The following is a 22597-nucleotide window of genomic DNA, read 5'->3' on the forward strand; positions in this document are numbered from 1 at the left end:
ATTACGGAAGAGGCAGCGACTGCCATACCGTGGCGTAGGCTGATGAGTATGCTTACAGACGCAGACAAGGGCAAGGCGGCCGGATCAAACGGCAGCAGATCAAGCCCTCAAGCCCGCAATTCGGCAAAACCGACCGGACCAGGATCCAAGGGACGGCAGTGGCGGCGCCTATGGATACCCGACCAGATAGGCGGCTGGGCCATGGCCTTGATGCCGGGCTTGGCTGGGCTGCTGGTCGGAGGCCCGACCTGGAGGAGCCTGCTGCTCATGGTCGCCTGGGCTTTCTGCTACTGCTTTGAGTTCACTGGCTCGAGATGGATGGTCTCGCATCGGGCTGCCAGATTCGCGCCGCCAGCTCTGGGATATGCTCTGCTCACGGCCGTGACCGGTCTGATCCTATTGATCGGCACCCCCGGGCTCCTGCGATGGGCCCCGCTCTACCTGGTGCTGGGCGTGCTGAACTTCGCTGCCGCCTGGATGCGCACGGAACGCTCCTGGTGGAACGATGCCGTGGTCGTGATTGCGGCCTGCACGCTCTGTCTGATCGCCGTCTCCCTGGGGTCGCGATTCCAGCAGTCGGGACCAGGACTGGAAGGCGCAAACACCGGTTACTTCGGGTGCCAACCGAATCCTGCTGTGGACTGCTTCGCCAGCGGATTTTTCCCTAGCGCCGCCCTGCCATCGATCGGAGTGGTCAGTGCAGCTGTCTTCGCTGTGACCCAGTTCGGTTCGGTCATCTTCGTCAAGACCATGATCCGCGAGCGCGGCAAGACCTGGTGCTACCTGCTTTCCCTGGCCTGGAACCTGGCCCTCTGCCTGATTGGGGTTGCCATGGTACGCACAGCAGGATGGTGGCCTTTGTTGACCGCCCTAGTTCTGCTGGTGCGTGCGGCCTTGTTGCCTGCAATCGCCCGTCGGCGCCGCATTCCCATTCTGTATGTGGGCCTTGTTGAATGCGCAACCAGCCTGCTCGTCTTCATTCTGGTGATCGCTCAGGCTGACGTGATGACTGCGGCTCTGACAAGCCTGTTCGGCGCATGACTGCAGGTTCGTCCTCACACGTCACTCACGAGTTCGGGCCTGTCTGGAATGACCGGTCCCGTGTGCTGATCCTGGGATCCATTCCCAGCCCGAGCTCGCGTGAGGCTGGCTTCTACTACATGTTTCCGCGCAACCGCTTCTGGCCCGTGCTGGCCGCGCTCTTCGACCAGCCTGTTCCGGAGCCTGATCCGGCTGTCCGCGCACGGTTCGCTCTCAATCACCGCATAGCACTATGGGATGTCATCCAAGAATGCGACATCCACGGCGCCTCCGATGCTTCTATCACCAATGTCGTTCCTACCGACATCGCCGGCTTGCTGGACCGTGCGCCTATCGGCACCGTATTCACTACAGGACGCAAAGCCGGTCAGCTCTACCATCGCTACTGCCTGCCGAACCTGCAGGAGAAGAGGTACCGACCGATGATCAACCTGCCATCCACCAGCCCCGCCAACGCCGCTATGAGCCTGACCGATCTGATCAAGGCCTACCAACCCATAAGAAAAGCGCTCGACGGCGAAGAGCCTAATAGGCAAGACAATCAGAACGATTATGGCAAATAGACAAATACCGACGGTCAAAGCCCAAGATGTTACGAATCTTCCCAAGGATGAATTCACCTTCCCTAGCACAGAACGCGATAGGCTGGTAACCGCAATTCTGGATGGGCAAAAAACTGCTACGGCCTGGCTGCAGCAAAGTTCATCCACGATCATGGAACCACTCCCCTGCTTCGACCGACGAACAGTTCTTGCGAACTCAGAAGACCAGCCAGTTGCCGTCCTTAGATATGCCTCACTGGAGGTAACCCGACCAGGTTTGGTCACGTGGCAGCATGCCCTGAATGAAGGAGGGCGCCATAAAAGGCGGATGAATTGGCGCGAGGCTCATAAGTCCTTCTGGACGTCAAAGAGCGTGCGACGAGTGCTGAATGATCCGGACTCCAAGTCGATAACCAGACCCTGGTTGTGTTGGAGAGTTTTATGTAGAAGCCATGGTCGTGAACTGAAAGCCCAAAGACAGAGCACAACCTTTGCCATATGGGTCACACTTCACCGGCGTGCCATGTCATGCCATCGTGTATAGTTTCATCTGTTGCATTGATCCGCCATGCGGGTCGATTCACTATGGTGGCTATAGCTCAGTTGGTAGAGCACCTGATTGTGGTTCAGGAGGTCGCGCGTTCGAGCCGCGTTAGCCACCCCATCTCCAACCTCTACTCTCCCAACAGTTTAGTAGTTTTTCATTTTTTAATTCGAACACACAAAACTAAAATGTGTTTATCCCATGCTTCAACGAGACAAAACAGTAAGCGCGTAACGTGAAGTCACGATGCTTACGCCTGATATTCCCATTCTCGCACCCTCCCCTACCCAGGCGGATAACAGCTGTATCAGCCTTAGCCTCGGCCTTTTGCGTGTCCAACTACGGGCGCCGACTCAGTTGCGGAGGCGGAGCCTTGCAGCTGGTCAATGATCCGGTTTTGCGCCGCTCCGAGAGGTTCTTGCCTCTCAGGCGGCGCTCACAGGACTCGCTGTAGTCTTAGAGACCTCGGTATCGCATGGACGCATCAGCAGAATCGTCATCATTCAAGATACAGGTGCGTTTAGCAGGATGCGGCTGCAATTAACCTGTCTCCGCTTCAGGCTAACCTCGTAGAACCGAATGGGGTGCAACAATTATCTCGCCACTCGAGACTTGCTATAGCGTCCATTGTCATTTTAAGTCACAATCGTAATTGATGTGCATACTATATAAACATGGATAATTTACCCCTTACTGCGCAACTACAACTGATTCAGTTAGACATGGCGACACTCGGAGCTGCAGCAAAAATTGGAGTGATGAACGGTCGCAGCGATATAACTCACAACTGTGAAACTTTTTATCGGGAAATTGCCGGTCTAGCTTTCAATATCGAAGTTGACAATGCAAATAAGAAAGCAATAAACAAACCAGGCTATGACTTACGTGATGACGAAAATCATATTCTTATTCAAATAACTGCTAATAAAAATATAAAGGAAAAAATATCAAGTACAAAAAGGCAGATTGAAAAACTGAAACAAAGCGGTGACTGTGACGGATACACAACATACATCATATTTATATCAGAGTTCTCTAATCTTCAAGGAAAATACGATGAAACTAAATTGAAAATTTTTTCACAGGCTGATATATTCCGTAAAATTGAAGTAGATGCCAAACCTTGTGACAAAAGGATATCTGAAGTAGAACTTTATTTAAATGGATGTATCAATACAATAAGAACGCAGATAACAAATAGTTGGAGGATGGCAGAAGAAAACAAACCAATGTCCCTAACGAAAGATTCTGAAGTGTTTAAAAAAATATTTAAGTTGAACAGTCAGAATCCCAATCATCCCCTGGATGATACGCAACTTGAAGTAACACTTGATAATATAAACAATTTTCAGAATTACTGGTGGGGTCAGACTGAACAAACCAGACAAGTTATTTCCTGTTTATATGATCACGGCAATGACAGCCCTTCTGCCTGGCAACTTGACGTTCGTCCGCCTTATTTTACATATAAGACCTTGGACAAAGTGACTGAATTGATTTATCATGACACGGCACAGCAACATCAGAGAAAAATCGGACAAATTGTCATGCAATCGGGAATCACAAGTTTCTACCCCGAAGGCGAGGCAGGAGATGGTGATACTCCGTTCGGCTTCCATGAGTCAGCTGATGATGAAGCTAATGGACTTTTCGATCTCCAGCAATTCTTTACGCAAAAATCAATATCAAAGTTTCTTGAAACTTGTGATTTTGCAGACTTGCTTATGTAGCTGGTTTTGGTTTGCCTTACTACCATGGTCACAGGTATGAGCACACTCCACTATTGAGGAAGATGACGATACCGCGCATGTAGCCACCCACAAGCTGGTCCGACGGCATCAACAAAGGCAGCCAGTGCAGGCTGTAACGCTAGTCCGGCCCAATTGATCGCTTGAGAGAACTTATCCGGCAGCCAGTATGCTGGGTTGTCGGAGTGCTCTTACTCCCACGCTACAGGTGGTATGGATGGTGAGCCAGTTGGTGTGCTGCTCATTGTTTGCCTTCCTCGTTGACGATGATGTGTAGCTGGCCGATCTTGTTTTTGACGGCTTCTGCACGGTAGATTCAATGTCAGCAGGGTTATACCTACTGCTTTGGCTAGGATCTCGATAGCGGTGGCTTGAGCGGTAATAATTGTTTCCAACACTACCGTATCATAAAGAGATTGAGTCACATTATCGTAATGCGCCTGTCGTTGCCTTTCGTCTCATATAAGTCTTGTGCTGCGGATGTGTTCTCGTTTCATTCATACCCCAAGCAGCAATTCCACGAAAAGTTCTAATACTGAATGATGCTAGTTCCCCCGTCGGTTTTGATCACCAGAGTTACCGTATGCTGTGCCTTACTCACTCTCATAGGTTTGAGCCAGACGGCCCCTGCAGACATACACGGCCAACATGATCCGCTTCATTGAACAAAATGTCTCACGGCGGGAAGTTCCTATCATTAGGCAGACGCACCCAGCCATGAACCGCCAGATTCGCGCTCAGGTTACCTGTATGGGTAGCGTCACTGGCGTAGAAGTTAGCATCTTATGCAGATTTCTGATCACCAGCGAACTACAGTCGCAATCATTGCCAAATGGATAGAAGTTCAACCGGCCAGATTGGCTGTAACCTATATTGGCGAGATTACACCAGTAGCACATCCGATTTACAACACTTGCACGCTAGCCGCGAGCATCACCACCCTCCCAGAGCTTGCTTCGTCTGGCTGTGGCGTAACCTCCCGTGCGATATTTACTAGCGGCACGCTATCAACTTGCAGCTGGCGTACAGGTTGATTACCGATGTTCATGTTCGCGCACTTCAAGGCATATAACCATTCATCAGGATGTTGCACGTGACAAAAACAACAATTCTTGGACGGGGAGTCCATGAGCTCCTGATACAAGTGAGTGCCAGTGTCGTTACCACCTATAGCATAATTGCTTCATGCACTTAATTAGCTTCATCTTTAGTCGCAATCGACACAGGGCTGGACTGCTTCACATAGCGATGATGTAACGCCGCCAGCTCACCCTTCTTGAGCACCCGCATCCCCTCCTCCATAGCCGAAGTACGATCGGACTGCTGTTAAGCTTGCCATTGAACTTTCAACTCTATTTACTACCTGTTATTGCAAGTACCTCACTATGAGGTAAACCACGCCATTAATTACAGATACGCTTATACATTCACACACGATAACTGTTATCTCTTTTATATGAATAGCTGCCAATCGGTCATGAATGCATACTGGTAAAAGCTTCCCCTTAATTCTCGGATCGTTGAGACAAACGTAAATAGCTCCACCACTCATCTCAAAATCTCCGTGGCACCTGTTGTACGCAGTATGATCTGATACTGACCTTTTGGCAGGAAAATATGACATGAACTCCCATAATTATCAATCTGCTGAACGGGAGTAGCGCTACTACTCACCACTTGACCAACAATAAGAGCACCATCACTAAGTACAGTGAGTAGAAGACAACATTCTTTCGGCCCTCGCAAACGTCCCCTTCAATCAACCGTGTACTATTCACCTTGACCAGAACCGAACACTATCACTGAGCCAGCAGCCTCACGCTGCCACTGACCAGCAGCATACCCAGGCCTATTTATCCAAGCAAAACCCATCGAAACGCACAACGAGACGGCGCATAAATCGACCGGCCCACAACATGATCCCAGCCACCGACCGTGACCAATCAACAAGTAAATCCGACAAATTCACATTGTAGGAGGCTGATTGCACCTTTCAGCATCTGAACGACTAGTGAGCCTTGACCTTTTATTTCTAGCATCGCTTCACCGGGGCTGTTCATAGCCTTCCACACATATGGTGTGTTTTCTACGGAGCCCGGATTTCTCCATAAATCCGATGATAGTATGTTGAGTCACGAAGCCAGCAAGCAAGACGCTGACGCTGCTGAAGACATCTACAGGCACAAAGCCAAGTCTCCAACATCCTCTTATCCTGATCCAGAAGGTCGCGTGCACGAACCTCATTAACCACCTCACATCAAACCCTTACTTCCGACTTGCTTTACAGTTCGTTAAATGAGAACTTACTCTTTAGAGCTAAGATTACGAGTTAAAAATAAAGACTAAAATAAAAGAGTTCTTTCATTCACTATGACATATTTACGCAACAGCCAAGTTGTAAATTTGAAAAGGAGGAATTATGAGAGATTTGACCTCTTCACTTCCTACGCTTACTGAAAATATGAGGCAGACTGCTGTTTTTAACGATACCAATCCTAAAAAAAGAACCCACCGTTACCTGCTAACCAGGGAATGGAAAACTGGTGTTGAAAAACCAAATCTGGCATGCTTCATCATGCAGAACCCTTCAAAGGGTGACGAGTATGTTGACGATCCGGCAATAGATGCCTGTATAAAACTTATTCATGGGGAAAAAGATGATAATAACAAACCGTATGACGGTATAGTTATTCTCAATTTATATGCTTTTATTGACTCCAACTCACACAAAATTTTCGAAAAGTCATACATAGATGCAGTAGGCCCTGAAAACGACATAATTATACAAGACGTGGTTCAGCAATACCCAAACAACATAATCGTCGCATGGGGAGCAGGAGGAGAAGAGTTTTTGCCTGGATTCAGGAAAAGAATTGAAAGCGTTTTGTATCTCCTCCCCAAGGAAGGGCTTCACTGTTTAGGCGTCACTTACAAAGGTAAACAACGTTACCCCAGATACCCTCACCCAAGAAATCCAAAGGATTTGGATAAATTGAAGATACAACCTTGGATAATGTAGCAATAGATCTCAAAACTCTCAACATTGCTATAAGCATGGGGCTCACCCCTTGCTTTATCGCTGGCTCTTATTGCTGTTTATTTATATCTATATCAAATAAATTATGATCTCATCGTTCTAACAAAGAAGTGTTTTTCTGAAATCCGATGTATTTACCACGCTGTATCAGTTCTTGAAGTAAGTGCAAATTTTGCTAACTTGACACAACTCACACAGGTCAGTGAAGTTCATATTGAAGTGAACTACTTTCTGGGGGAGAGGGCAATTGAGGGGTTGGGATTGATATCCTCATAAAAACGTTTTATCAACCATCCCGCTTAGAACAAGCATTAGTAAATGGCTGGTACTCCATATCAGTCCTGGTCGTATCTGGAAAGCTCGATCAGGTTCCTATCGGGGTCCCTGACGTACACCGAGGTGATGGCCCCATGCGCACCAGTCTGATTGACCGGACCCAGACAGTCGACATGACGCTCATGACGCGGCAACCACATCATCCAGCGAATCCTCCATAAGCAGACACAAGTCAGCCGAGCCGGGCGTAGGCCTATTCGCCTTGGGATCAATCTCATGGCCAGCACATCACGGTAAAACGCGCAGGTCGCATCGACATCCCGCACCGTGATGACCAGATGGTCCAAACCAGTGATTCTCAAGAGCTCAACTCCTATCGCCCAATAACTCAAAAGACAGCCTAAGCGAGCGCATGCGAAAAAATGCCTTGCGGCCAGCAGAGAAGGCGACCCATAGTCACAACAGACAACACACCTGCCAGGGCCAAGAAGAAACCAATCGGATGAAAGCTCGGCAATGGACCCATGCAAAAACCGAATACCAACATATAAGTAATCGGCATTATACATACCGTTTCGAGGGCCATAAACTGTTGCCGTTCGCATCCAAGACAGCAGTGAGCCTGCATCTTGGGCGATCATATAGTCAGCGAGGAAGGGAACATCATGACCACAAAGCAAACAGTTGGAAGAGAGCAATTGGGCGAATTCGCGCCTCAGTTCGCAACTCTGAATGACGATGTGCTATTCGGCGAAGTCTGGGCTGACGAACAAGCACTGTCCGCGCACGACAGAAGCATGATCACCATAGCCACATTAATGCCATGGGTAGCACAGAACAGCTCGACGTTCACCTGAACATCGGGAAAAAGAACGGCATCACCAAGGACGAGATAGCAGCCGAAATTACCCATCTGGTTTTCTACGCAGGCTGGCCGAAGGCCTGGTCGGCTTTCAACCGCGCCAAGCAAATCTGGCAAAATGATGACTGAAGGAGAATAAGGCATGAAGCAAAACGCCAAGACGGCAGTCCTGGTCTTCCACCCCCATATGGAAGCCTCACGGATCAACGCCCGCCTGATGCGGGAAGCCAAGGGGCATGAGGATAAGGGTATCCTGGTCCGGGACGAATATGCTGCCTTGCGCTCAAATCAGATCGACATCCCTAGTAAGCAAGCATTCGTCAAAGGCTTTGACCGTCTGGTATGGCAGTCTCCCATGTATTGGTACAGCTTGTCCTCCGCTGCTCAAGGAGTGGGAAGACCTGGTACTTACCTACGGATGGGCCTACGGTACCCACGGCGATGCCCTGAAAGGCAAGGAACTCATGCTCGCCGTCTCGGTCGGCTCTGCCGGAGAGAACTATCACCATGAGGGCGAATTCGGCTATACGGTGGACGAGCTCCTGGCTCCGTTCAAAGCTACCAGCAATCTCATTGGAACCGTCTATCGGAAGCCCTTTATTCTGACCGGCGTTAGCTCAGGTATGAGCGATCAGAGCCTGGAAAAGGCAGCCAAAGATTACTTGAGCTGTCTGCAAGGCGACTGGCCGGCACAATAAGCCTCAGCAAGAATCCCTAATATCAAGACGAGGGCATCCACACAGGAATCTTAAAGTGCGGGCGCCCTCGTCTTATCAGCTCAGCGGACCTCAGTCACTGTGTATAAGATAACCCATGCAGACGTGTGGTCTCCTCAGGCGTATCCACATTAAGAAATAGGCGGCCTCCCGTATCCATGGCTCTGATGTCATGCATATCGTCATCATCAAGACTGAAATCTGCAATATTGTGGTTCTCGCGAATCCGTTCCTCATGCGCGGATTTCGGGATGGCGCATATCCCCTGCTGGGTCAGCCAGCGCAATACTATCTGGGCCGGTGTCTTGCCGTAGCGCTGGCCGATACGCATGAGGACAGGATTGTCGAAAATTCCCCGACGACCTTTAGTCAGAGGCGCCCAGGCCATGGGTGCAACCCCCTGCTCGTCCATGACCTTTCGAAGTGCGGTCTGCTGAGTGAAGGGATGCAGCTCAATCTGATTGACCATAGGCGCGATTCTGCTGGAAAGGATCAAATCAATTAGCCGGTCAGGCAGGAAATTGCAGACTCCGATGGCACGAACGCGGCCTTGGTCATACAGGTCTTCCATAGCTCTCCACGACCCATGATAATCGCCATAAGGCATATGGATAAGGTACAGATCCAGGTAGTCCGTCTGCAGGTTGATCAGGGTCTTTTCAAAGGACTGCATCGTCCCCTCGTAACCATTTTGCTGAATCCAGACCTTTGAGGAAAGGCTCACTTCCTCTCGAGGAATAGCAGATTCCCTCAGCGCATCCCCCACTGCTCTCTCGTTGCCGTAGAAGGCAGCTGTATCGATAAGGCGGTAGTCCCAATCGAGGGCCGATGCCACACTACGTCTGCATTCATCCAGATCACCTATCTGGTAGACTCCGAATCCCAATATGGGAAGCTCGAAGCCATTGCTCAGCTGCAGTTTTTCCATGCGCTATCGTCTCCTTGGTGATGCCCTCCTGCAATCTAACAAAGCATAGGAAGACAGTATTGCCTACCACTTTTGGCTATATATTCATCCTCTGCTTATGGGGATGCACACCGGACCTTCGACCCCTGCCAGTAATGCTACAGTATCTTTCGGAAGCATTCCTTCCCCCGACGAGACGCGCCGTACCCGGATCGACGACGACGCTCAACAGGTCACTCGTGGAAGGATGTGGTTGGTTTGTTCCTAATGACTCAGCTTATTGGATTTCTGCTGCTCCTCATGGCCTTTGCTTCGATGATGCTGCTAGGCCTGCCCAGCGGCAGCCGGGTCAATCTTGTTTTGAACCTTATCGGCGCATGTTTGCTGGCCGTCGATGCTCTGGCTAACTGGAGGTGGGCCTTTTTTGCCCTTGAATGCGTATGGGCCCTAGTTGCGCTATACGCCATCATCAGATCATATTTAAAAAGCGATTCATTCACGACCAAGAATTGCAGCTCAGCGACAAGGCAAGGGCAGGGTATCTGCATCCAACCCATAGAAGCGGAACTGACTGTCTGCAAAGTTGCTGATTATACAGAGATTGATCTGAACTCACCTTTTGTTTTTACAGGACGAACCGACCAAGAAGCTTCATTAGTCTGTCCAACCGAGATTGTTCCCAGCCGGACCCTGGAACGCAGCGACGGCTGACGGGCCTTCCGCATCCAAGGCATTCTCGACTTTTCACTCATCGGCATCCTGGCGCCCATCGCCACCATTCTGGCAAACAAGGGCATAGGCATTTTCGCCGTCTCGACCTACAACACGGATTATGTCCTTACCAAGGCCGAGGACTTCCCTGCCGCCCTGGATGCCCTCGACAAGTCAGGATATACAATCATCTGATCGACCCACAGCAACTTCAATCGTGACCGCCGATGCTGCCAATGCATAAACAAAAACCCTTCGTCGTTGAATATAATGCAACGAATCCTGCGCTTTTGCCGGCCCTATCTCTTGTCTAACTCTATGTGCTTCACCTGCACTTGGTCAATATCGAAATGATGCCGACCTAGTGCCAGTCAATGCCGCTTTTACGAGAAAATGACACATAAACTGGCCTCAACGGAGGTTGCTTCCTGAAAATAGGCAGGCTGCCAGATGACCTGCCACAAGTGACGGGAAGTACAAGCCTGGAGGATCAGATGAGCAACAATCGAAACGAACGTGCGAATAAGAACCAAGGCAGGCACGAGGGCAACTCCTCGCGCAGCGACGACACACGTGAAGATTCCCAACAAACAACCATGAACGACAAGAACCACATGCCAAAGCCGGTGGACAATCCCAAGGCCAGCAAAGATAACCATGTAGAAAATTCACCCAAGCCGAAGCCTACACCTGAACAAACAGGCGAGAAGGAAGGCAGGGATTCATCCAACAAGGACGCTGATCATAGCAGGCCTGAAAAGGAAAATAAGCAGGAACAGACCATAGCCACCGACCGCGAGCAAGCCTCTCACACAGACAGAGAGCATGACTCCTTCCATGATGACAAGCCAAGCCAACCCAGTAAGCCTGTCGGCAAACCATCTCAACCAAGTGTTGCCAGCTTACCCAAACCGCGGAAGGCGAAAAACCATGACTCCTTCTATCTGGGCCTGGCCTCCGCAGTCTTGGTCGCAGCTCTGGGCCTCAGCTTGAGCACCATGCCGATCTTCTTCTCCCTGCCTCTTGCCGCAGTCTTATTCGGAATCGGCATCTGGCTCCTCTCCTATGCCAGCTTCAAGTCTCCCGGCAAGCCGGAGGGAGAGGGAACGGAGACGGACAGGCATACCAGGACGGTAGTCGTAGCAACGGTCCTTCTGGTGCTGCAGTCCTTCATCATGGATGTCTTCATCTTCACCCGAATGGGAACAGTCGGCAAACACCAGAACGCCATCGTGATCACCTGGATCATCGCCAGCATGATCGAGACCCTGGCTGCCTTCGCCCTCATCTACCATCACAATCCCCTGCAGTCCAAGCCCAAGGATTCCGCGGCAAACGACAAGCACGAGGGAAATGAATAAGGCGCCACAGCGCACATCAATCAGAAACGACACACAAGTCCAGAAGGGCAGGCTGACCGTCAATGTGAGACCGCCACAGCAGACGAACAAATCAGCTCGCCTAGCTGTTCTGTTCGCCAAGGTCTCGTGCTCACTGAGATTTTGCGTCTCAGGGTGCCGCGTATCATTCTTGAAGACGCGCGGCACCCTTGCATGATCAACCCACATACCGTAGCTGGTCATAGCTGGAAACTGTCGGATGGACAGAGGCTACGATGCCATGCGCTACGCCGACCGGCTCCCCCAAAAATTCGGTAACAAAACCGTGAGCCCATTTTCGGACGTTACAACTTTACAGACATTGCATAGATCGCGGGGGTGCAACTATGCGGGCACAGCTTCATGCTCCTTCTATTTCTCGTCCACATTCGGAAAATACCTTGAGTTCGGTCCCTTCTCGACTGATACTTATACAGCGCAAGCACATACAGGCTGCACTAACCTCCCAACAGCAGGGTGCAGCAACTAGAATCAATGGTGCAATTGCTCACACACAGCTGTGTTTGAAAAAGGAAAGACATGAGTGGACCAGAACAATCTCCCGTAACCTTCGGGGTCCTCAAAGAGACAAACGAGGAAGAGTCTCGTGTGGCCCTAACGCCAGACATCGTGACCCGGCTGACCAGACAAGGCATCACCTGCCTATTGGAGTCCGGGGCCGGGGCTCGAGCCGGCTTCCGGGATGAGGACTACCAGCGGACGGGAGCCACAGTCACCGACAGGGATACCGTCCTATCCAAATCAGAAGTCCTGGGTTTCGTCAACAGACCGGAAAGCTCCTTGCTGAAGAGGATTCCAGCCGGAACATGGATCATCGGCATGCTGGGGTCCTTGAGCGACAGGGACTACATCAAATCCCTGGAAGCGGCCGGGCTTACCGGAATCGCCATGGAACGACTCCCCCGCCAGCTCAGCTCGGCCCAGTCCATGGATGAGATGACCTCGCAGAACTCGGTCATGGGATACAAGGCGGCTCTGGTGGCTGCCGATGCCTATGGATCCTTCTTCCCCATGATGACCACTGCAGCAGGAACCATCCGACCAGCCAAGGTCCTGGTCCTGGGCGCGGGGATTGCAGGCCTGCAGGCCATCGGGACCGCAAAACGTCTGGGAGCCGTGGTTACTGCCTATGATGTCAGGCCCGCTTCCAGGCAGGAGGTGGAATCCTTGGGAGCCAAGTTCCTCGATTTGGGGCTGGACTTCTCCAAGGGACAGGGCCAGGGCGGCTATGCACGGCAGCTGACCGACCAGGAACAGGCCCAGCAGCAGGCTGCGGTGGATGCCAAAGCAGCAGGCTTCGATGTGGTCATCACCACGGCCAAGGTTCCAGGCGGAAAGCCTCCCCGCCTCCTGAGCGCCAAGGGTGTGGCCAATCTGCACCCCGGAGCAGTGATCGTGGACTGCGCCGCCAGCGACCTGGGCGGCAACGTCGAGGGATCACAGGTGGGAACCAGGACCACCGACAAGGGGGTCATCATGATCGGGGCACCATACCTGGCCAGCGGCGTACCCATGACGGCATCCAACCTGCTGTCCAGAAATGTGGCGGACGTGCTGGTGCATTTCCTTCGTGATGGCGCGCTCAGCATCAAAGCGGACGACGAGATCGATCAAGCACTGGTTGTATCTAATGCATCCGATTCCGGCACGGGCGAAAGCGCGGATGCTCCAGGTGACGAAAAGGCCGAAGAGAAAGGTCAAGAGCAATGAATTCTGTGGTCATAGCAATTACGCTTTTCATTCTGGCCCTGCTGATCGGCGTGGAGGTGATCGGCAAGGTTCCGGCCACGCTTCACACGCCGCTCATGTCGGGCGCCAACTCCATTCATGGCATTGTGATCGTCGGAGTAGTCATTATCGCGGCGGAGGCCCATTCCCCGCTTTCCTATGTACTCATATTCCTGGCTGCCGTCCTTGGCGCCATGAATGTGGTGGGCGGCTACGTGGTGACCGACAGGATGCTGGAGATGTTCAAGTCCTCCAAACCCGACAAGGGAAAGGATAAGGCCAGCCAGGACGAACAGGCTTCGTCCCTCACGACCGAGACCGCTAAGAACCAGGGAGCCAACAAGTGAATACCCTCGATATCATTACCTGGTTCGTCTATCTCCTTTCCTCGGTCATGTTCGTCATGGGCCTGCACTACATGAACTCCCCCAAGACGGCACGTACAGGCAACAGGATCTCTGCAGCGGGCATGGTCATCGCCGTGGCTATGGCCTTCATCCATCTGTTCGCCACCGGTTTCAACTCCTCCCTGGCCATCATTCTGCTCGTGCTCGGCATCCTGATCGGATCGGCAATGGGGGTCTACTCGGCCAGGAAGGTCAAAATGACGGACATGCCTCAGCTGGTTTCCGTCTTCAACACGGTCGGCGGCGGCGCTGCAGCCTTGGTCGCCCTGAATGACATATTGACTTCCGAGGGCACCCCGACTCTGGTAGTGCTGATCACCGCCGGTCTGGGTGTGGTCATCGGTTCCATCACCTTCACCGGCTCTCTGATAGCTGCCGGCAAGCTCCAGGGCATCGGCCTGATCAAAAACCTGAAGCTACCAGCAAAGGCCGTCTGGAATGTGCTTTTCGCCCTGTTGACGGTCCTCAGCCTGGTCATGCTCTGCCTGAATCCCGGCAATCGAACCCTATGGGCCATCCTCACGGCCATCTTCGCCCTGGGCTATGGACTGGTCTTCGTCATCCCCATTGGCGGTGCCGACATGCCCGTGGTCATCTCCGTCTTGAACGCCTGCACCGGCACAGCTGTGGCCATGAATGGCCTGGCCATCGACAACGTCGCTCTGATCGTGGCAGGCGCTCTGGTAGGCGCAGCAGGTGCCACTCTATCCGTCCTGATGGCCCAGGCCATGAACAGGCCGCTCCTGAGCGTTCTGGCCGGCGGGTTCGGCGGCTCCTCGACCAATGCTGCCCAGGACGCGAGCACCCAAGGGACCATGAAGGAGACCACGCCCGACGATGTGGCCGTCCAGCTGGTCTATGCGGACAAGGTTATCTTCGTCCCCGGCTTCGGTCTGGCGCAAGCCCAGGCCCAGCGCGAACTGGCCGACCTGGGCGAACTGCTCAAGGGCCGCGGCGTGGAGGTCTCCTATGCCATCCATCCGGTGGCCGGCCGCATGCCCGGACATATGAACGTCCTCTTGGCCGAGGCCAACGTCCCCTATGAGGAATTGATCGACCTCGACGACATCAATCCCCAGTTCCCATCAGCCAACGTCGCCTTGGTGGTCGGCGCCAATGACGTGACCAACCCGGCTGCACGCCGACCGGGGACCGCGGTCTCCGGTATGCCCATCCTGGACGTCGACAAGGCCCAGCACGTTGTCGTCCTCAAGAGAGGCAGGGGCAAGGGGTACGCCGGCATCGAAAACGAGCTCTACTTCAACCCGAACACGCAGATGCTCTTCAACGACGCCAAGGTCAGCCTTCAGGCGATCATTGCATCCGTCAAGGAGCTCATCGCCTGAGCATATGCTGTAGTCACAGCTATGGCTCCGGATCGGCTTGGCTGGTCCGGAGCCAATTATCGTCTAACAGGAAGGACCCACATGCTGTCATTTGTCAACGACTATTCCGAGGGCGCCCACCCCGAAGTCCTGCAGCGGCTGATCGACACCAACATGGAGCATCTTCCCGGCTATGGCAAGGATCGGTACTGCTTCTCCGCCGCTCAGAAGATCGCTCAGGCCTGCGACTGCCCCCAGGCTCAGGTCTATTTCCTGGCCGGCGGGACCCAAACCAACCAGGTCGTCACCTCCTGCCTGCTGAAGCCTTACCAGGGAGTGGTCGCTGCGGATACGGGCCATGTCAACGTCCACGAGGCCGGCGCCATTGAAGCCGTAGGCCACAAGGTTCTGACCATCCCCGGCGAACAGGGAAAGATTCGTGCAGAGGACCTTAAGGCCTTTTTGGAAGGCTTCTACACCGACGCAAACCATGAGCAGATGGTCTTCCCCGGAATGGTCTACATCTCCCATCCCACAGAGTATGGAACCCTCTATGCCCGCCAGGAGCTGGAAGACCTTTCGCAAATCTGTCGGGAACACAAGATTCCGCTCTACCTGGACGGGGCCAGGCTTGGGTACGGGCTGGTGGCCCCCGGAACCGACGTCGATCTGACGGACATAGCCCGTCTCTGCGACGTTTTCTACATCGGCGGGACCAAGGTCGGCGCACTCTGTGGGGAAGCGGTGGTCTTCCCCAGGGGGAACGCTCCCGAGCATTTCAGCACCATGATCAAAAGAAGAGGCGCCCTTCTGGCCAAGGGAAGACTCCTGGGAGTGCAGTTCGACGCCCTCTTTACCGACGGCCTCTACTCGCGAATCAGCCGAAACGCCATCCAGACAGCAGCGATGATCAAGAAGGCCCTGCATGAGAAGGGGTATCAGATTGTCATGGACTCCCCCACCAACCAGACCTTCGTCCGCCTGGACAACGAGCGCATGGAGAAGCTGTCCAAGCAGGTCGCCTTCGACTTCTGGGAACGCAGCGATGCCACCCACACGGTGATCCGGCTGGCCACCTCCTGGGCGACAACCGTTGAGGACACCCAGGCTCTGATCAGTCTGCTGTAAAAGCCGCTCACACTCATCCTGGCAAGCTTTAGCTCATTTTGTCCCCTCCCCTCCCAGTTCGCCTTAGGGGGGGGGGCATATATATGGCTTTTCGGCCCGACCTATAGGCATGGCCAATCCTGCATTGTTGGACATCTCACACTCTTTCGGGTGAGTGCAAATCTGACGTTCAGTAAAATTTTTATTGCAACGATGCTGATGCAGACACTCCCGCCCTGAACGCAAGGGCAGAAATGTTTCAACGATGAAAGGAAGCTTATGAAAGCCGTTGTTTTCGAGCAATTCAACACCTTCCCCACCCTCAAGGAAGTGCCAGAGCCGACTCCCGGGAGCGGCGAGGTTCTCCTCAAGGTGGCCGGGGCAGGCTGCTGCCATTCCGATGTCTCCGTTTTCCAGGACTACACCCCCGAAACAGGCAGCCACACCAAGCCGCCGTTCATTCTGGGACATGAGACCACCGGCTGGGTGGAAGAGGTAGGACCCGATGTCACGGGCTTCAAGAAGGGCGATGCCTACATCGTCTACGGGCCCACCGGATGCGGCCACTGCCCTCACTGCGTAGCCGGCCAGGAAAACTACTGCTCCAGCGCCGCAACCAACAAGTCGCTGGCCCTGGGTCTGGGGCGCGACGGCGGCATGGCCGAATACATGACCGTCCCGGCCCGCAACCTGGTGCCCCTGGGCGATGCGGATCCAATCGCGGCTGCACCCCTGGCTGACGCTGCCCTGACTCCCTACCACGCCATCCGGGCTGCCATGCCCCACCTGAACGGCGGCGGAAAGTACGCTCTGGTCATTGGCCTGGGCGGGCTGGGCCAGATCGCCATTCAGATTCTGCACGCGCTGACCGGCGCTACCGTGATCGCCACTGACACCAAGCCGGAGGCTCTGGCCAAGGCTGAGGCCAAGGGTGCCATCCCCGTTATGAGCGACGAGCACCAGGTGGAGAACATCAGGAAGATCACCCACGGGGAGGGCGTGGATGCTGCCTTCGATTTCGTGGGTGTGGCCCCGACCATTGCTGCCGCACAGGCCTCGGGCGGCCCGGGATCCCGGGTGACCGTGGTCGGCATCGCCGGCGGCAAGGCGGAATACGACTGGTACTCCAAGCCCTGGGAGCAGGAGCTGCTGGGCGTGTACTGGGGCTCCATTCCTGAGCTCTACGATGTGGCCAACATGTATCGCCACGGCCAGATCCAGACCGAGATTGAAACCTACTCGCTGGACAACGCTCTGGATGCCTACCACAAGCTGGTCGACAACAAGCTCTCAGCCAGGGCCGTCATAGTCCCCCACACCAAGGCCTGATTTTCCTTTGATCGTAGGCGGAGAAGCGGCTCATCCATCGATTGGATTTAAGCACGATCGGATTTAAACACAATCAGATTGATGTGCTGACACCATTTCTCCGCCTACATACACTCAGTGGCCTGTCTCGGCCTTGTCATAAAGGCCGAGACAGGCCACAGCATCTTAACAAGCGACCTTAAACCCGCATTGTTTATGATTGGCTTGATTGGGGAGCATCGCTCAGCAACAAGTGGGCCAAGAAAATGCCATTGGCGGATTCCAGCCTCATGGAGCCGCCGAGCGAATCCACCAGGGAGTCGACGATGCTCAGACCCAGACCTGTGCTTCTGATCTTGGTCCGTGATTGGTCATCGGTCTGGAACCGTTCCATGAGCCTGTCCACATTGACGGCTCCACCCTTGGTTTTGTTGCCGAAGTCCAGATGAATTCGCCCATCTTCACTCTTGCATAGGTCCACCCAGGCTGAATCCTGCGCATACTTGAGCCAGTTACCGATCAGGTTCTGAATTATTCGACTCATCATGATCTGATCCGTCGTGATTTCCACACCAGCTTGGATCCTGGGCTCCACCGTGACTGACCGTGCAGTCAAAGAATCGAAGGCATTGAAGAGCTCCTGCTGAACCAGTGCCGATAGGTTCACCTTGGCCAGATCCAGATTCACGCTCTTTTCTTGTATCAGATTGAAATCCATCAGGTAATGCAAATAGCGATCCACCGACTGCAGGTTGTTGAGAATCTTGCTCAATTGCTCCTGATCAGCCGATCCCTCCTTGAGCAGCTGGGCATATCCTCTGGCCACGGTCAGCGGGGTCTTGATGTCATGGGTCAGATTGGTCAGCATCTGCCGGACCTGTTTGTTCTGCTCGGCCTGAGTGATCTGCAGCCGTCTGGTCTTGTTCAGAACGGCGTTGATCCGGGCCGCCAGGGTGCGGATAAGCTCGATATTGGATCCAGTGGTTACCAGGGCATTGGTGTCCGCATGGTTGATGAAATCCAGATCGTCGCTGATCCGTTTGAGATCGACGATCAACAGTACCAGACCAATCGCCAGGGCTAGAGCGACAAGACCCAGAACAAGTGCGGCCACTTTCACGGATTCACCTCCGACGACCCTTATCCATCGTTCTTCCCTCCATCCCGATTCAGACCAGGCGAACGCCGATGCCCCAGACCGACACGATGTAGCGCTGGCTGCCGGCGCACCTGTTCAGGCTGGTCCGCAGGGTGCTCAGGTGCACATTGAGAGTATTCTCGGCATTGATGTAGGGCTGGTTCCAAACCTGCCTATAGAGGTCCTCTTTTTCGAAAACCCGATGCGGATGGTCCATCAGGAGCTCAAGGATGGCGAATTCCTTGCGGGCCAGATCGACCCGGTGCCCATCAACGCTGACCGTGTGCTCCATCCGGTCCAGCTCGATACCTTCGAAACACATCTTGGAGTCGGATTCACCTTCTGCATCCGCATCGGCTTTCAGTGCCCCGGATTGGCGCAGCTGGACCTGGACACGAGCGCGGAGCTCGTCGATGTCGAAAGGCTTGGTCACATAATCATTGGCGCCCTGCTCCAGGAGGCTGACGGTTCTGGTCTTATCCTGAATGGCCGTGAGGATGATGACCGGCACCGACGACATATGCCGAATGGCCTTGAGGACGCTGTCCCCGGTAACTACAGGGAGCATCAGATCCAGAAGGATCAGGTCGGGTTCCTCCTGCTGGAAGCAGGACAAGGCCTGGGCGCCCGTCGTCGCCTGGATGATCCGGTAGGTCCCTCCCAGCACATCCTTGAGCAGGGACTGGATGTCCTCCTGATCCTCCACAACCAGAATCGTCGGCATGCTTTCTTCCTTTCGCAGGTCACTCTCATGTTACTGAAGCCACCCAAGGAGGCCGGTCTTGCCCAATCGGATTTATGCAATTCTTAATGATTTCTTGGCCAAGCACTTAAGAAAGGCCTTTTAGATTTTGAAGGTAGCGACACAGAGGAAGGAACCCCATGGACGATACCATTCTGGATATCAGCCATGTCAGCAAACGGTTCGGCCGCTTCCAGGCACTGGACGATGTCAGCCTTTCCATAAACAAGGGCGAGATCTACGGGCTGATCGGCGAGAACGGCGCTGGCAAAACCACCCTGATGCGTCTGATCACCGGACTGTCCCCCATGCAGAGGGGGAGCATAAGGCTGATGGGGCACACAATTGGCAAGGACAGCCGCATCCTGAGCAGGATAGGCTCGATCATTGAGGCACCAGCCGCCTTTAAAAAGCTGACCGTCATCCAGAACATGAAACTGACAGCCATCCAGCACGGGCTGGCCGACGACAAGGCCATCGCCCAGGCCATCGACTTCGTCGGTCTGGGCGAGAAGGCCAAGACCCTGGCCGGCCATCTCTCCCTTGGGCAGCGTCAGCGCCTGGGGCTGGCCATGGCCATCCTCAACCGGCCCGATTTCCTGATTCTGGACGAGCCCATCAACGGCCTGGACCCGGCAGGAATCATGGAATTCAGAACACTCCTGGACAAGCTCAACAAGGAGCGCCAGACGACCATTCTCATCTCCAGTCACATTCTGAGCGAACTCTACCTGGTCTCCTCCCGGTTCGGATTCATCAGCCACGGTCGCCTGATCAAGGAGGTAGACAAGGATGAACTGGATCGGATCAATCAGAATGGACTGTTGATCAACGTGGACCAGAGCTCCAAAGCCGCCATGCTCCTAGATAGCGAGGGAATCGGCCCCTTCCAAGTCCTTGACGACCATCAGATTCTGATCAGGCAGGGGAATCTGGAACCGGGACCCATCAACAGACTTCTGGTTCAGGAAGGAATCCTGGTCAATCAGATCAGCCAGCAGAAGGGATCGCTGGAGGAATATTTCGCGGATCTGCTGAACAAGGACCCTCAAGAGTCTAGGAGGCAACAATGATCAACCAGATCAGGGCCGACTTTTACAGGCAGCGGCGATCCATCGGCATGCTGATTCTGCTGATTGCCACTGTGGCCCTCGGCATAGTGACCACATGGAGCAAGACGACCATAGGAATCACCACCGGGGGCGAAGAATACGCTCATCAACTGTCGGCAATCGAACGCCAGGGCTGGACAGTCAGGACCGGCCTGCAAGTGGGTGTCGCCTCCGCCTCGTCCCTGGTTTACTTTTACATCGCGGTCTTCGTTATCGTCATCGGTTCGGAATACAGCCAGCACACTTTGAAGAACACGCTGACATCAGGCATATCACGAATACAGTTCATCCTAGGCAAGTACGTGACCATCCTGATTGACATCATCCTCCTGACCCTGTGCTACTTCATCACCATCCTGATCACCGGTCTGGCTCTAGGAAGGAAGCCGGGGGCCGACTGGGGCGTCTTGAGCAAGGATGTGGCCGTCATGACCCTACTGGTGAGCTTCTGCATCTCCGTCATCATCAGTCTGGGTATTGTCCTCTTGATCATTGCCAAATCCCTGGTCATCCCAGCGGTGGCGATCGTGATATGGCCCGTGCTGATCGGCCTCGTAGAGTTGACAGCAAAATGGCAGTGGCTGAAATACTTCGACTTCGTCGGGTTCGGTGAACAGATCGTTCTGAACACTCTGGAGGCCGATCAGGCCTGGATCTATGCCGGAGCATCCGTAGGCGTGGTCCTGGCGGCCATCATCGGATCGGCTCTGATCATATCCAAGCAGGAGATCTAAGCCTGGTCAGGCTATACCTGCTCCGGCTCTTTGATCGCTGACGGCCTGCATGGCCATATGGGCAAAGGCCTTGACGGAGGCATCCAGGGAATAATGTTCCTTGGCATGTTCGGCGTAGCGTCCGGACCAGACTGCAAGGGCATCAGGATGGTCTATCCACCAGTCGATTTGCTCAGCCAGGGACCGGGCCCTGCCGACCGGGAAGAGCGAATGCTGGGTCAGGGCGAAGTGTCCTGCGGCGCTCAGGTCGGATCGGGCAATGATCGGGACTGCGCCACAGGCCATCCCCTCCAGGACGCTGACCGATTCCAGATCCGCGATTGAGGGGTGGATAAGAAGATCGGCCCGCCTGAGCAGATCGGGCATGGTCGCGTTCTGATGGAATCCAATCGAAACCTGCATGCCGGCCAGCTGCCGAGCGGCTTCCGCTCTCAGCCGGCGCTCCATGGGACCTGTACCTGCTATGGTCAAGCGGATCCTGTATTTGTTCCTGCACAAGGCCAGGGCACGGATCAGGGTCAGATGATCCTTTTCCCGAGCCAGCCTGCCAGAGGCCACGACCTGGATCAACCGACCGGATCGCTGCCGCTCGTATCGGTCACCAGGGTTGAACCTGGGCTGGTACCCGTTGGATATGACGTGCAGACGGGCCTTGTACCCATGCGAGCGCAGCAGGTCGGCCGTCAACTGGGTAGGAACGTGGATGTGCCCGACATGGTCGTAGAGCCAGAACCGAAAGAGCCGGTAGATGGCCGCATCCACCCCGGGCAGCCAGCGCAATGGGCCTGCGGAATAAGTGATGTTCTCAGGCTGAATGTGAAACCCTGCGGTCACCGGTATGCCCATGGACCTGGCCTGTGCCAGGGCGGCCCGGCCGAAGGCGAAGGGCTCATAAATATGGACCAGGTCAACACCGGTAAAGGCCCTTTGGAAAAGTTCCGGATCAGCACGAGCGAAGCTCATCTGCTGCCTGGCCGCCACACGGGAGACCAGAGGAATTCGATGCACTCGCGCCGGATACTCGGTCGATCCAACCCCCACCAAGCGGACCCTATGCCCCAGCGCTTCCAGACCCTGGGCGTATTGGATGGCGGAGTTGGAAGTCCCGTTGCCCCTGTTGCCAAAGGAGTCCAGAACCAGGGCCAGCGTCAGGCGCTTAGGATCCCTCATCAGCCTTCCCCCTGCTGTTCATCATTAGCAGCTTTGGGTCGG

At 54.1% G+C, this 22597-nt stretch carries 22 protein-coding genes, 1 tRNA gene, 2 pseudogenes and 1 riboswitch; of the genes and pseudogenes, 19 read left to right on the forward strand and 6 right to left on the reverse strand.

Annotated elements, in window-relative coordinates; all coding sequences use genetic code 11:
• Positions 1-48 precede the first annotated feature (48 nt).
• From ACUIAG_RS03905 to ACUIAG_RS03930, 6 genes are all read left to right on the forward strand, one after another.
• Positions 49-1041 carry a YwiC-like family protein gene (locus ACUIAG_RS03905; RefSeq protein ID WP_445340243.1) on the forward strand — a complete coding sequence of 331 codons (993 nt, stop codon included), beginning with the start codon at positions 49-51 and terminating at the stop codon, positions 1039-1041.
• Positions 1038-1604 (forward strand): DNA-deoxyinosine glycosylase, encoded by a 567-nt coding sequence (locus ACUIAG_RS03910; protein ID WP_445340244.1) that lies wholly within the window; start codon positions 1038-1040, stop codon positions 1602-1604. Before ACUIAG_RS03905 ends, ACUIAG_RS03910 begins: the two co-directional genes overlap by 4 nt.
• Complete coding sequence (locus tag ACUIAG_RS03915) at positions 1594-2127, forward strand: ASCH domain-containing protein (protein ID WP_445340245.1); 534 nt, start codon at positions 1594-1596, stop codon at positions 2125-2127. The genes ACUIAG_RS03910 and ACUIAG_RS03915 overlap by 11 nt, the downstream gene beginning before the upstream one ends.
• Positions 2128-2171: 44 nt before the next feature.
• Positions 2172-2247: transfer RNA gene (locus ACUIAG_RS03920), tRNA-His, on the forward strand.
• Between the two features lie 554 nt (positions 2248-2801).
• On the forward strand, positions 2802-3857 hold the full coding sequence (locus tag ACUIAG_RS03925; protein WP_445340246.1) for an SMEK domain-containing protein: 1056 nt from the start codon (positions 2802-2804) through the stop codon (positions 3855-3857).
• 2437 nt (positions 3858-6294) lie between these two features.
• On the forward strand, positions 6295-6894 hold the full coding sequence (locus ACUIAG_RS03930; RefSeq protein ID WP_445340247.1) for a DUF1643 domain-containing protein: 600 nt from the start codon (positions 6295-6297) through the stop codon (positions 6892-6894).
• A 353-nt stretch (positions 6895-7247) separates the two neighbouring features.
• Here ACUIAG_RS03930 and ACUIAG_RS03935 read toward each other — a convergent pair whose 3' ends face one another.
• Together ACUIAG_RS03935 and ACUIAG_RS03940 are read right to left on the reverse strand one after the other, a co-directional pair.
• Entirely contained in the window at positions 7248-7391 is a 144-nt protein-coding gene (locus ACUIAG_RS03935; protein ID WP_445340413.1) for a hypothetical protein, read from the reverse strand.
• A gap of 75 nt (positions 7392-7466) precedes the next feature.
• Positions 7467-7829, reverse strand: a pseudogene (locus ACUIAG_RS03940) (hypothetical protein); the annotation flags it as partial.
• Positions 7830-8011: 182 nt separating this feature from the next.
• On the opposite strand from ACUIAG_RS03940, the gene ACUIAG_RS03945 reads away from it, so the two are divergent.
• The 3 genes and pseudogenes from ACUIAG_RS03945 (at position 8012) to ACUIAG_RS03955 (ending at position 8748) form a co-directional block, all read left to right on the forward strand.
• The gene (locus tag ACUIAG_RS03945; protein ID WP_445340248.1) at positions 8012-8179 is read left to right on the forward strand and encodes a carboxymuconolactone decarboxylase family protein; all 168 of its coding nucleotides are present in this window, start codon (positions 8012-8014) and stop codon (positions 8177-8179) included.
• Between the two features lie 88 nt (positions 8180-8267).
• Positions 8268-8357, forward strand: a pseudogene (locus tag ACUIAG_RS03950) (hypothetical protein); the annotation flags it as partial.
• Positions 8358-8379: 22 nt separating this feature from the next.
• On the forward strand, positions 8380-8748 hold the full coding sequence (locus ACUIAG_RS03955) for an NAD(P)H-dependent oxidoreductase (protein WP_445340368.1): 369 nt from the start codon (positions 8380-8382) through the stop codon (positions 8746-8748).
• Between the two features lie 94 nt (positions 8749-8842).
• On the opposite strand, the gene ACUIAG_RS03960 is transcribed toward ACUIAG_RS03955, so the two are convergent.
• Entirely contained in the window at positions 8843-9694 is an 852-nt protein-coding gene (locus tag ACUIAG_RS03960) for an aldo/keto reductase (protein WP_445340249.1), read from the reverse strand.
• A gap of 146 nt (positions 9695-9840) precedes the next feature.
• A riboswitch (guanidine-III (ykkC-III) riboswitch) is annotated at positions 9841-9901 on the forward strand.
• Positions 9902-9940: 39 nt separating this feature from the next.
• On the opposite strand from ACUIAG_RS03960, the gene ACUIAG_RS03965 reads away from it, so the two are divergent.
• From ACUIAG_RS03965 to ACUIAG_RS04000, 8 genes are all read left to right on the forward strand, one after another.
• The gene (locus tag ACUIAG_RS03965) at positions 9941-10384 is read left to right on the forward strand and encodes a CBU_0592 family membrane protein (RefSeq protein ID WP_445340250.1); all 444 of its coding nucleotides are present in this window, start codon (positions 9941-9943) and stop codon (positions 10382-10384) included.
• Positions 10385-10396: 12 nt separating this feature from the next.
• On the forward strand, positions 10397-10579 hold the full coding sequence (locus ACUIAG_RS03970) for an ACT domain-containing protein (RefSeq protein ID WP_445340369.1): 183 nt from the start codon (positions 10397-10399) through the stop codon (positions 10577-10579).
• A 299-nt stretch (positions 10580-10878) separates the two neighbouring features.
• On the forward strand, positions 10879-11745 hold the full coding sequence (locus ACUIAG_RS03975; RefSeq protein WP_445340251.1) for a hypothetical protein: 867 nt from the start codon (positions 10879-10881) through the stop codon (positions 11743-11745).
• 558 nt (positions 11746-12303) lie between these two features.
• Positions 12304-13494, forward strand: a complete 1191-nt coding sequence (locus tag ACUIAG_RS03980; protein ID WP_445340252.1) for an NAD(P) transhydrogenase subunit alpha — start codon at positions 12304-12306, stop codon at positions 13492-13494.
• A complete protein-coding gene (locus ACUIAG_RS03985; RefSeq protein ID WP_445340253.1) occupies positions 13491-13859 on the forward strand; it encodes an NAD(P) transhydrogenase subunit alpha in 369 nt (122 codons plus the stop codon). Before ACUIAG_RS03980 ends, ACUIAG_RS03985 begins: the two co-directional genes overlap by 4 nt.
• A complete protein-coding gene (locus tag ACUIAG_RS03990; protein ID WP_445340254.1) occupies positions 13856-15265 on the forward strand; it encodes an NAD(P)(+) transhydrogenase (Re/Si-specific) subunit beta in 1410 nt (469 codons plus the stop codon). Before ACUIAG_RS03985 ends, ACUIAG_RS03990 begins: the two co-directional genes overlap by 4 nt.
• Before the next feature lie 81 nt (positions 15266-15346).
• Positions 15347-16372: a threonine aldolase family protein gene (locus ACUIAG_RS03995; RefSeq protein WP_445340255.1), complete on the forward strand. Its 1026-nt coding sequence runs from the start codon at positions 15347-15349 to the stop codon at positions 16370-16372.
• A gap of 258 nt (positions 16373-16630) precedes the next feature.
• Positions 16631-17680, forward strand: a complete 1050-nt coding sequence (locus ACUIAG_RS04000) for an NAD(P)-dependent alcohol dehydrogenase (protein ID WP_045924663.1) — start codon at positions 16631-16633, stop codon at positions 17678-17680.
• A gap of 193 nt (positions 17681-17873) precedes the next feature.
• Here ACUIAG_RS04000 and ACUIAG_RS04005 read toward each other — a convergent pair whose 3' ends face one another.
• Entirely contained in the window at positions 17874-18779 is a 906-nt protein-coding gene (locus tag ACUIAG_RS04005) for a sensor histidine kinase (protein WP_445340256.1), read from the reverse strand.
• Between the two features lie 49 nt (positions 18780-18828).
• The gene (locus ACUIAG_RS04010) at positions 18829-19521 is read right to left on the reverse strand and encodes a response regulator transcription factor (protein WP_198189268.1); all 693 of its coding nucleotides are present in this window, start codon (positions 19519-19521) and stop codon (positions 18829-18831) included.
• A 158-nt stretch (positions 19522-19679) separates the two neighbouring features.
• Here ACUIAG_RS04010 and ACUIAG_RS04015 point away from each other — a divergent pair, with 158 nt between their 5' ends.
• A complete protein-coding gene (locus ACUIAG_RS04015) occupies positions 19680-20612 on the forward strand; it encodes an ABC transporter ATP-binding protein (RefSeq protein ID WP_445340257.1) in 933 nt (310 codons plus the stop codon).
• Complete coding sequence (locus ACUIAG_RS04020; protein ID WP_445340258.1) at positions 20609-21385, forward strand: ABC transporter permease; 777 nt, start codon at positions 20609-20611, stop codon at positions 21383-21385. Before ACUIAG_RS04015 ends, ACUIAG_RS04020 begins: the two co-directional genes overlap by 4 nt.
• Positions 21386-21391: 6 nt before the next feature.
• Here ACUIAG_RS04020 and ACUIAG_RS04025 read toward each other — a convergent pair whose 3' ends face one another.
• Positions 21392-22555 (reverse strand): glycosyltransferase, encoded by a 1164-nt coding sequence (locus tag ACUIAG_RS04025; protein ID WP_445340259.1) that lies wholly within the window; start codon positions 22553-22555, stop codon positions 21392-21394.
• Between the last annotated feature and the right edge of the window lie 42 nt (positions 22556-22597).

The organism is Bifidobacterium sp. ESL0825 (assembly GCF_052606465.1).